Annotated in this window: 9 protein-coding genes and 1 pseudogene; 2 read left to right on the forward strand and 8 right to left on the reverse strand. The window is 34.4% G+C overall.

Annotated features, from left to right (window positions below; genetic code table 11):
- The 8 genes and pseudogenes from AB8B65_RS18280 to AB8B65_RS18315 all read right to left on the reverse strand — a co-directional run.
- Window positions 1–198: pseudogene (locus AB8B65_RS18280) on the reverse strand (ABC transporter ATP-binding protein); the annotation flags it as partial.
- Entirely contained in the window at window positions 198–1,064 is an 867-nt protein-coding gene (locus AB8B65_RS18285; protein WP_405302727.1) for an ABC transporter permease, read from the reverse strand. The gene AB8B65_RS18285 and the pseudogene AB8B65_RS18280, both read right to left, overlap by 1 nt.
- Window positions 1,065–1,081: 17 nt before the next feature.
- The gene (locus AB8B65_RS18290; protein WP_405302728.1) at window positions 1,082–1,462 is read right to left on the reverse strand and encodes a hypothetical protein; all 381 of its coding nucleotides are present in this window, start codon (window positions 1,460–1,462) and stop codon (window positions 1,082–1,084) included.
- 3 nt (window positions 1,463–1,465) lie between these two features.
- Window positions 1,466–1,615, reverse strand: coding sequence for a DUF5989 family protein (locus tag AB8B65_RS18295; protein WP_262498073.1), 150 nt, complete (start codon window positions 1,613–1,615; stop codon window positions 1,466–1,468).
- 4 nt (window positions 1,616–1,619) lie between these two features.
- A complete protein-coding gene (locus AB8B65_RS18300) occupies window positions 1,620–2,762 on the reverse strand; it encodes an SGNH/GDSL hydrolase family protein (RefSeq protein WP_405302729.1) in 1,143 nt (380 codons plus the stop codon).
- Between the two features lie 6 nt (window positions 2,763–2,768).
- Window positions 2,769–4,628, reverse strand: coding sequence for a carbamoyltransferase (locus tag AB8B65_RS18305; RefSeq protein WP_405302730.1), 1,860 nt, complete (start codon window positions 4,626–4,628; stop codon window positions 2,769–2,771).
- Between the two features lie 50 nt (window positions 4,629–4,678).
- Window positions 4,679–7,138 carry a polysaccharide biosynthesis tyrosine autokinase gene (locus AB8B65_RS18310; RefSeq protein ID WP_405302731.1) on the reverse strand — a complete coding sequence of 820 codons (2,460 nt, stop codon included), beginning with the start codon at window positions 7,136–7,138 and terminating at the stop codon, window positions 4,679–4,681.
- Between the two features lie 4 nt (window positions 7,139–7,142).
- Window positions 7,143–7,943, reverse strand: a complete 801-nt coding sequence (locus AB8B65_RS18315; RefSeq protein WP_405302732.1) for a polysaccharide biosynthesis/export family protein — start codon at window positions 7,941–7,943, stop codon at window positions 7,143–7,145.
- Between the two features lie 109 nt (window positions 7,944–8,052).
- Between AB8B65_RS18315 and AB8B65_RS18320 the strand changes: the two genes are divergently transcribed.
- The gene (locus AB8B65_RS18320; protein WP_405302733.1) at window positions 8,053–9,912 is read left to right on the forward strand and encodes an ABC-F family ATP-binding cassette domain-containing protein; all 1,860 of its coding nucleotides are present in this window, start codon (window positions 8,053–8,055) and stop codon (window positions 9,910–9,912) included.
- 2 nt (window positions 9,913–9,914) lie between these two features.
- Window positions 9,915–10,679, forward strand: coding sequence for an O-methyltransferase (locus AB8B65_RS18325; RefSeq protein WP_405302734.1), 765 nt, complete (start codon window positions 9,915–9,917; stop codon window positions 10,677–10,679).
- Window positions 10,680–10,778: the final 99 nt, after the last annotated feature.

Here is a 10,778-nt window from a genome sequence, read left to right on the forward strand (position 1 = left end):
TATTGCCCAAACATAGTTTGATTTCCCAACAGAATTCCGTTTGTTTCGTTCACCAATTCGTAAATATGGATCTTCCTTTCCACGAATTTTATGCCACCAACGATTTAAATCATGACTAATGGTTCCTGTACCAATAACGCCCAGACGATATTGTTTCGATAGGCTTTCTACACGTAATATGACTTCTTTCTCCTGCATTATACCGTGTCTATGAAATTACGTTCTGTTTTGTTAAATATGATCAATCCGAATAGAAATACTACGATTGAAATTCCTAAAGTGATGAATATGTATTGTAATGAAAATTCTCCTTGTTGAAATACCATGTAACGGAATGATTCAATGACACGCGCTAGCGGATTGTATTCTACGATCCATGAAACGTACGATGGTAATTTTTTTGTTACGATTGCCATCGGATACATGACTGCGGAAACATACATCATGAGTTGAATTCCGAATTGTACTAAGAATGTTAAATCGCGATATTTTGTGACCATTGAAGAGATAATCATTCCTAAACCTAAACCTAATAATCCCATTATCAGTACGATTAAAGGTAATAATAGCAGGAATGGTGAAAGATCTCCTGCCTTTCCTTGCGAAGCAAAGAATATGTAAAACGCAGTAAATATTAGGATTTGAATTCCGAATTTTAATAAGTTGGAAACCGTGATTGATAGCGGCATGATGACTCTTGGAAAATAGACTTTTCCGAAGATGTTTTCATTTTTCTTGAACGTGTCTGAAGTCGCTTTGAGACATTCTGCAAAGTAATTCCAAATGGTAATTCCCGCAAGGTTAAACAAAAAAGCATTTACCGTTCCTGTTTGAATATCGGCAATTCCGTTGAAAACCAAGGTAAATATTACCGAAGTTAATAAAGGTTGAATTAGATACCATAACGGACCCAAAACGGTTTGTTTGTATAAGGTAACGACATCACGACGTACAAAAAGCATTAGTAAGTCTCGGTATTGCCAAATTTCTTTGAATTTGAAATCGAGTACATTGCTTTTTGAAGATATTTCAAATAACCAAGTATGTTTTTGGGGCTTGTCCAAATGGTTTGAGTTTTAGGTTACCAAATATTTTCTAAATCTTTTTTTGTGTAGGTATGATTGCGTTCTACAAAAGTAGTTTTGGAATCGTTTTTTAACTTTAATGCACTTTTTTTCGTGAATATTCTTGACAAGATTCCAAATGGCGTTAGAAAGATAAAGAAGACTAACGATAAGATGATTTTTGTGTTGATCCATCCTAAAACTAGTGCAATTTTTCCCCAAATCCATACAATTAAACGTTCCAATGGTGGAAAAAACGAAGCTACACCAACACTAAGCGCTATTATAAATAGTACTTTGGCGGCAGTTACATAGTCAGTTTTAAAATGTAGGTATGTTGCTATTAGCAAAAAACCAACTACCATGACCAATATTACTTTTGAATTATCCTCTTTCATAGTCTAGAATAAGGTATAAATGAATGGTGCAATGGCAGATCCGCCACCTAAAACTAAGATGATTCCTAGTAATAGTAATACAATGATCATTGGCAAAAGCCAGAATTTTTTTCGTTCTTTTAAGAATCTGAATAGATCTTTTAAAAACTCCATATTTTTATTGATTTAAGGTCTTTATAAATGTTGCTAATTCGTCGCCCATTTTTTTGTTTCCCGCAGGATTAAAATGGCAATCGTCGTACAAATACGCACTTGTTTTTGGAATGATTGAATCCGTTTTGAATACAGGTATCGAAAGTTTTACACTTTCATTTACTGTGATATCATTGATGCTATCTACTTTTTGTTGTAGCATTTTCGCGTTGTAACGAATTCCGCCGCGAGACGTCATCCAATGCCAGTTTTGCAACGCTTCTTCTTCCGTATCCCAAGTTACTACTTGCGTCGCAAATATAAGCTTTATATCATTCGCCTGACAAATACCAATTAAGGTTTTTAATTTATTTGCATAATTCCCGTAATCGGTTGTAGGTAATTGATTTTCAACAGGTCGCGCTTGCGTCTTTTTTACTTTTTTCTTGTAATTCGACTGAATTTCAATGGTTTCTAGTGCATCTGCTTCGCTTTTGAACGCGTAGTATAATCGTCTTGGAATTTGAAATTCATACAAGAAAACACCTAACATTTTACCAAAACTTACTTCGGTGTCTACTTTTTCAGTTACGTTAAATTTTAGCGGATTATTGTCTAACATTAAACGTGTAACATCATTTATTCCACAAAAAACAATGACTTCATCTGGTTGCAAGTGAATGATTCTGTGCGATAACATAGCCACATGATCTTGGATATTATCACCCGATTTTCCTGCGTTGTATACTTTTACTATTTTGTTTTGATAGTTGTCACGGTTTAAATTTTCTTGCAACACTTGCGTCCAAACATCTGCATCGTCTACATACAAGCTTTCTGTAGAACTTCCGCCAATAGCGAAAATTCGATATTCAGTATCCGGTTTTGGCATTTTGAGTTCATCACCGCGAAAACCAACATTGTTTACTGTAAAGTTGGTCTTTTCCTTGTAATTATCAAACCCTAATAAACCTTCTTCCGTAGCAAATTCAAACTTTGTATTCGGATCAAATTGCGATTCGATATACATGTTTCCAATCGGTGGATAAAACATATTCTTTTTTGCATTCTCATACGGATCAGGCACCGGAAAAAACTGCAAGATGATTTCTATCAGTACGATAAGCACCAATAAAATGATAAGATTGTATTTAATTGTTTTCCACACAGCTATTTAATCTAATAAAAATTCTTCTTTCCAGTCGTCCGAATCTTGCCAACTTGGCTGATCTGACTTTTTGTACACAAAATTTCCAATGACTAAATAGTCCATTTCCGTACGCATAAAACAGCGATACGCATCATTTGGCGTACATACAATTGGCTCTCCACGCACGTTGAAACTTGTGTTTACGACAACACCAACACCCGTAATTTTCTTGAATTCGTTGATGAGCTCCCAATATTCTGAATTGGTTTCTTTGTGTACTGTTTGAATTCTTCCCGAAAAGTCAATATGTGTAATTGCTGGCAATGAAGAACGTTCTACATATAGTTTTTCACGTATTGGTAAATCGTGATAGTTTACAGGTACTTCATTTTTGATTTTTGGATGCACTTTATGCACCAATAACATGTATGGTGAAATGCCTTCGTAATCAAAGAATTCGTTTACATCTTCCGCCAAAACAGATGGCGCAAAAGGTCTGAATGATTCTCTGTATTTTATTTTTAGATTGAGTTTTTTCTGCATTTCAGGATTTCGAGCATCTCCTAAGATACTTCTGCGTCCTAACGCACGTGGACCAAATTCCATACGGCCTTGCATCCAACCAATTGCGTTTCCTTCTGAAATGTAGGTTGCTACTTCTTTTGTTAGTTTATTGAAATCTGAGAAGTATGTTGCTTTCGCGCTGTATTTTCTGTTGATTTTCTCCACATCTAAGTCTGAGAATTCAGGTCCTAAATACGAACCACTCATTGCATCGTTTGGTTCAACTTTACGTTCTTGATCAAAGTACGTGTAATATGCAGTTAATGCAGCTCCTAACGATCCGCCAGCGTCTCCTGCTGCTGGTTGAATGAATATTTCTTTGAAGATGTTTTCATTCTGTAGTTTTCCGTTCGCTACACAGTTTAGTGCAACGCCACCAGCCATACATAAATAGTCTGCGCCTGTAATTTCTTTGGCGTGTTTGGCTAGTTTGATGATGATTTCTTCCGTTACTTCTTGAATTGCCAATCCTAAATCAGAATGGTGTTGTTCAAATTCAGATTCGGATGTTCTTCTTGGGAAACCGAATAATTCTTCCCATTTTTTATCGTATACCATGCGCAATCCAACCGCATAGTTAAAGTATTGTTGATCTAACCAAATTGAACCATCATCATTTATTTTGATGAGTTTCGTTTTGATGATTTCCTTGAATTTTTGTGTACGTTCCGAATTTGGGTTTCCGTACGGCGCCAATCCCATGAGCTTGTATTCGCCTGAGTTGACTTTGAATCCTAAGAAATAGGTAAATGCTGAATACAATAATCCGACAGAGTGTGGAAATTGCAATTCTTTCAACATCGTAATATCTTTTCCTTCACCAAGACTTATGGACGCTGTTGCCCATTCTCCTACACCATCTAAGGTTAGAATCGCTGCTTTTTGATACGGCGACGGATAAAAGGCACTTGCAGCATGCGACAAGTGATGTTCTGGGAACAATAGTTTTAGTGTTTTTTTGTTGAATGGTTGGATTTCTTTTAATTCATCCTTTATCAACTTTTTTAAGAACATTTTTTCTTTCAACCAAACTGGAATTGCAGTTATAAAAGATGTGACACCTTTCGGCGAAAAGCCATAATAGGTTTCTAATAAACGTTCAAATTTTAATAATGGTTTGTCGTAAAAAACGACTGCATCTAGCTGGTCTATTGTTTTTCCGACATGTTCCAAACAGTATTTTACTGCATTTGTAGGAAATGCAGGATCGTGTTTTTTACGTGTAAAACGTTCTTCTTGCGCTGCAGCTACTACTTTGCCATCTTGAACAATTGCTGCCGCAGAATCATGGTAAAATGCGGATATTCCTAATATCGTCATAATCACTTTCTATTGAAATACTTTAAAAGCATTTCATTGTTTGGGGATTGTTAGTTTTTTCTTCTTTTAAAAGGTTTTGTCAGTCGTGATAAGAGTGATCGCTTTTCTTCTTCATGGTATCCATTTCCGTAACTTCCATACCCGTATCCGTAGCCATAACCGTATCCATAGCCATAACCGTATTTGGCTTTTTGGCGATAATCGTTGAATACGAAACTTATGTTTTTGACTTCTCCCTTTTTGTATTTATCATTTATGATGTTCAACATGCCTTTCTTTGAATAGTCTTGTCGAACCATATATATTGTTGCATCTGCATGATTTATCAAATCTAATGCATCAGACACCAAACCTAATGGCGGCGTATCTAATATGATGTAATCGTAACGCTGTTTTAATGCTGCTATAAATTCTTCTAATTGCTGACTGATTAATAATTCGGATGGATTTGGCGGAATTGATCCCGAAGTAATCACATCTAAATTATCATATTTTGTGTTCTGAATGACTTCATCTAGCTCTTTTTGTCCGATGAGATAGTTTACAACACCAATTTCATTGTCGATTCCGAAATCACCAAATATTTTAGGTTTACGTAAATCTAACCCAACTAAAACCGTCTTTTTTCCTGTTAAAGAAAATACAGAAGCCACATTGATAGAACAGAATGTTTTTCCTTCTCCACTGACTGAAGAAGTGATCATTACTGTTTTGGTTTTGTCTTTTGCTAAGTTTTTGTAAATGTACTGCAAACTCGATCGGATTCCTCGAAATGCTTCTGCAACAGATGATTTTGGACTTTCAAATACTGCTAAATTATTATTTGCTTTGCTTCTGCTTACAATTCCTAAAATTGGAATATTTGAAAGCTTTTTAATGTCTTCTGGCGTGTTGATATTATTGTCGAGCACAGTTACCAAAAACACAAACCCTAATGGAAGTAGCAATCCTAAGAATAAAGCTATAGAGTAATTTTTTCTGGTATTTGGTGAAATTGACGCTTGCCCTAAATCTTTAGCACTGTCAATTACTTTTACATCCGAAACATTGGCTGCTTTTACAATTCCTGCTTCATTCTTTTTTTCTAGCAATAAACTATATGAAGCTTCACTCAATTTGTAGCTACGTTCTATATTGAATAATTGTTGCTCTTCTTCTGGTAATTTTCTAAACTCTGCATTGGCTCTTGCTGTTCTACTTTCTACATTGGTTATATCAATATCTGTGGAAGATCTTGCCGTTTTTACATTTTCAAGCAATACACGTTTGGTCGCTTCAATATCTTGGTCTATTTCTTTAAAGAAGATATCATTTTTTACTGTTTCACTTAGTTTTGCTCTTTTAATTGATAAGCCAACAATTGTAGACACATTATTCACAATATTGACATCATCAATTCCCGAAGAAGCTGGTGCTGGCAACGATCTAAAATCTGTACTACCTGTTAAGTAGTCTTCTAAGAGTTTGTAGTATTCGAGCTTAAGCATGTAGCCATTTTTCTCTATACTGTATTGATTTAATTTGGCAAATACTTCTTCTCCTTTTAAAGATGGATTGAATACTTTGTTATCTTGTTTGTATTTCTTTAGTTTTTGCTCATCTTTTCGTAACGAATCTTCTACACCAGAAATCATTTTTTCAATAAATGCCAGTGTATTTGTTGCGAATTGATTCTTTTCTTCGAGATTTTTTTCTTTTAATAGTTCTGTCGTTACATTCAAATAATCCGCTAAAATAGCACGGTTTGGACCTGTAAGACTTAATACCAACATCGAAGCTCCTTGTACTTTTACACCGACGGTGATAGAACGATACTTAGAGATTTCAGAATTTAAACTCGTCAAATAAATATAGTATGGTTGCCCTATCTTGATTTGTGTATCTCTCCGTGACGTTAACGCAAATTTGAAATACGGTGATTTTACTTCAACATTCGTTACAAAATTACCTGAATATGCAGTTCCATCTGTTGAAAAACTAGAAGCTTTGTTCTTTTTATAATTTAATCCTCTGTAGACTCTATCTTCAGAAAAATCAATACTTGCGGTATAATTTTTTTCGTCTGTAAATATAATTTTTATGGGCGTATCGGTAAGTTGCGGTACAGATTCATCTAAACTTACAATAAAAGGTGCATTGGTATGAATGTCTTCCAAACGATACAATCCTTCTTTTTTGTAATGAATGTATGATTGTAGCAAGCGTACTACATTTTCGTTATGCGATCTTGATTTTAAAATGGTTTTAATGGTTTCTACTTTATCGCTTGCGCCTCCCCAATTGAAGGTAAGGTTCATGCTTGAAGAAAAGAACGGATTTTGTTCTTCTTTTATAGAAATTAAACTTTCTATACTATAAATACGTTCCAATCGTTTGTTGTAGAAATACGTTACTGCAAATGCAATTCCCAAAGTAATCACAAATAAATACCAATAATTAAGTGCTCGGAAAGCAAGCGCTTTTATATCTAAAGAATTTTGTGGTTTTAATTCGTCAAATTCACCTTCCATATTCCTATAAGTTTCTAGACAATACGATTACACTTGTTACTAATGATAATACCGTAACAATTGCTGTAACAGATTGTATAAGTGTAGTTCCTGTTCCTAACGATTTCTGCTTTAAAGGCTTTACATACACCATATCATTGGGTTGAATGTAAAAATATGGAGAATTAAACGCATCTACACTTGTGAGATTGATGTGATGGATTTTTTGTCCTTGTGGATATTGACGAATGACTAAAACGTCTTTTCTATTTCCTAAATCAGTAATATCTCCCGCACTTGCCAATGCTTCAATGATATTGACACGATCTTGGAATAATGTATAAATTCCGGTACTTGCAACTTCTCCTGTTACTGTAAAACGCAAACCTGCTAATTTTACCACAATAAATAAGTCTTCTGCTTTATTAAAATATTCTTCTAGTAATTTTTTATTGATTGCTTCTTCAATTTCATCTAAGGTAAATGCCAACACATTGAGTTTTCCTAAAATCGGAATTTCAATGTTTCCATGTTTGCTTACTGTAAATCCATTGTAGTATAAACTTTGTTCTGACTGTTGTCCTCCAACATTTTCAGCAGCTACGGGTTGAAACATTGCCACCAACTTTGCATCTGTCGATTTGATACTGATTGATAATAAGTCGCCAATTTGAACTCTGTAAGGTTTTGAGTTTAATTTTATAGACTGTTCAATAAGTTCTTTATCACCTTCTTTTTCTCCAAAATACGTGAGTTCCTTGTTAGAAACACAAGAAGCTAACAGGAAAAAAATGAGTAGAATTGATATTGGGACTTTCAATTTCATTAATAAGTACTGTTGTTTAACAAGCAAATATAAGTTTTACGCAGTAATAATAAAATTCTATGCAACATATCTGATCTTTTTATTTTTAATTTGTAAAAAAATCAACAACGTGAATTATTTATCCGTCGAAAATATCTCAAAGTCTTTTGGTGAACGTGTTTTATTTCAAGATATCTCTTTTGGAATCAATAAAGATCAAAAAATAGCGTTCATTGCCAAAAATGGTACTGGAAAAACTTCCCTGTTAAATATTATCACAGGAAATGCAGAAGCCGATAGTGGGCAAATTGTGATGCGAAAAGGAATTCACATGGCATTTTTATCGCAAAAAGAAAACTTAGATCCGAAACTTACGATAGAAGAAACCATTTTTGCTTCCGACAATCCAATCTTGGATGTTATTGCAAATTATGAACGTGCTTTACTAAATCCTGATGATTCAGAAGCATACCAAAATGCATTTGATAAAATGGATTTGCACAATGCATGGGATTTTGAAACACAATACAAACAAATTCTATTTAAGCTTAAGCTTGACGATTTAACGCAAAAAGTCAGTAATTTATCTGGTGGCCAAAAGAAGCGCTTAGGTTTGGCAACTGTTTTAATCAATAAACCCGATTTATTAATTTTGGATGAACCAACAAATCATCTCGATTTAGAAATGATTGAATGGTTAGAAGAGTTTTTCAAAAAAGAAAGTATTACCCTTTTTATGGTAACGCACGATCGCTACTTTTTGGAACGAGTTTGCAATGAAATCGTAGAATTAGAAAACGGGCAATTATACAGCTATAAAGGAAGTTATTCGTATTATTTAGACAAAAAAGAAGCGCGAATCCAATCTGAACAAGCTTCAGTTGAAAAAGCAAAGAATTTATATAAAAAAGAACTCGATTGGATGCGTCGCCAGCCTAAAGCACGAACGACAAAATCAAAGTCACGAATCGACGATTTTTACGACATCAAAGAACGAGCACACAAACGTCGTAACGAACACGAAGTGCAATTAGAAATTAATATGGAACGTGTTGGAAGTAAAATTCTGGAGTTGCATAATATTTCGAAATCGTTTCAAGATAAAGTTTTATTAGACAAGTACGAATATGTCTTTAAAAAAGGCGAACGCGTTGGTATCATTGGAAAAAACGGAACGGGAAAGTCTACTTTTTTGAATATGATTACAGGGAATTTAAAACCTGATTCAGGAAAAGTAATTGTTGGAGAAACTATTAAGTTTGGATATTATACACAAAGTGGAATCAATCCGAAAGAAGGACAAAAAGTAATTGATGTCATTAAAGAATTTGGTGAATATATTCCACTGAAAAAAGGGCGTTTAATTTCGGCTGCGCAGTTGTTAGAACGTTTTATGTTTGATAGAAAACGTCAGTATGATTTTGTTGAAAAATTATCTGGTGGCGAATTGAAACATCTGTATTTATGTACTGTTTTAATTCAGAATCCTAATTTTTTAATTCTGGATGAGCCAACAAACGATTTAGATATCGTTACATTGAACGTATTAGAAAGTTTTTTACTTGATTTCCCTGGTTGTTTGTTAGTGGTTTCTCACGACAGGTATTTTATGGATAAAATTGTAGATCACTTATTCATCTTTAGAGGAAATGGTGTGATTGAAGATTTCCCCGGAAATTACTCCGACTTTAGAGCGTATGAAGACAGTGTTGAACCTGAAAAATCTACTGAAAAGAAAGAAAAGAAATCGTGGCGACAAGATGATTCTTCGCAAAATTTAACGCACAACGAGCAAAAAGAATACAAACGTTTGGAAAAAGACATTCAGCGTTTGGAAGAAGATAAAGAGAAAATTGAAGCAGAATTTGTTTCGGGCGAATTATCACAAGAAGAAATTCAGGAGAAATCAATGGATTTACAGAAAATCATCAAAGAATCGGAAGAAAAAACCGAACGTTGGTTTGAGTTGGCTGCAAAAATGGAAGAGTAACTATGTGGTATCAAATCTTTGCCTATTTTCGGTTTTTGGCAGCATCAAGCAATCAGCATGGTGTGCATTCGCCGTTTGTGTATGATTTGATTACGAAGTGTTTTTATGACAAATCGTCCAAAGAAATTTACAAGAACATTCAACAGTATCGCAGCGAATTACTAAAAAATGATACGATTATTGAAGTCAAAGATTTTGGTGCAGGAAGCAGAGTTTTTTCATCCAACAAAAGAAAAGTTTCCGCCATCGCTAAAAATGCAGGAATTACTAAAAAACGTGCACAACTCTTAGCGCGATTGATTCCTTATTTAGACATAAAAAAATCCTTGGAACTAGGAACCTCACTAGGAATTGGCACTATTGCGATGAAAAAAGCAGACGAAGTATTGACATTAGAAGGTTGTCCTGAAACGGCTCAAATCGCACAAGAACAATTCAAAAAACACAATTTAAATACTGTTTCTATTCAAGTTGAAGAATTTTCTAAATCCTTACCAAAAGCCGCTGAACACAACTATGATTTGGTCTATTTTGATGGAAATCACCAAAAAGAAGCTACACTTTCTTACTTTGAAACATTGCTCAAAACAGCTCATAACGATACTGTTTTTATTTTTGACGATATTCATTGGAGCAAAGACATGACCGAAGCTTGGGAAATTATAAAAAAGCATCCGAAAGTCACTGTAACTGTCGATACGTTCTTTTGGGGATTTGTATTTTTTCGCAAAGAGCAAGTAAAAGAACATTTTATTGTACGTTTGTAATTGTATGTTCGCACTTATCATTAAAACCATACTCGTATTCGTTTCTCTTTTGGGAAGCATGTTTTTTGTGCAGCGTAAATTCAAAATTTATGCTGGCTT

The sequence above is a fragment of the Kordia sp. genome (assembly GCF_045105435.1).
Classification (GTDB): domain Bacteria; phylum Bacteroidota; class Bacteroidia; order Flavobacteriales; family Flavobacteriaceae; genus Kordia.

Coding starts and splice junctions, on each gene's coding strand:
- AB8B65_RS18325 (WP_405302734.1), top strand. CDS start 9,915: ATGTGGTATCAAATCTTTGCCTATTTTCGGTTTTTGGCAGCATCAAGC.
- AB8B65_RS18290 (WP_405302728.1), bottom strand. CDS start 1,462: ATGAAAGAGGATAATTCAAAAGTAATATTGGTCATGGTAGTTGGTTTT.
- AB8B65_RS18310 (WP_405302731.1), bottom strand. CDS start 7,138: ATGGAAGGTGAATTTGACGAATTAAAACCACAAAATTCTTTAGATATA.
- AB8B65_RS18295 (WP_262498073.1), bottom strand. CDS start 1,615: ATGGAGTTTTTAAAAGATCTATTCAGATTCTTAAAAGAACGAAAAAAA.
- AB8B65_RS18315 (WP_405302732.1), bottom strand. CDS start 7,943: ATGAAATTGAAAGTCCCAATATCAATTCTACTCATTTTTTTCCTGTTA.
- AB8B65_RS18305 (WP_405302730.1), bottom strand. CDS start 4,628: ATGACGATATTAGGAATATCCGCATTTTACCATGATTCTGCGGCAGCA.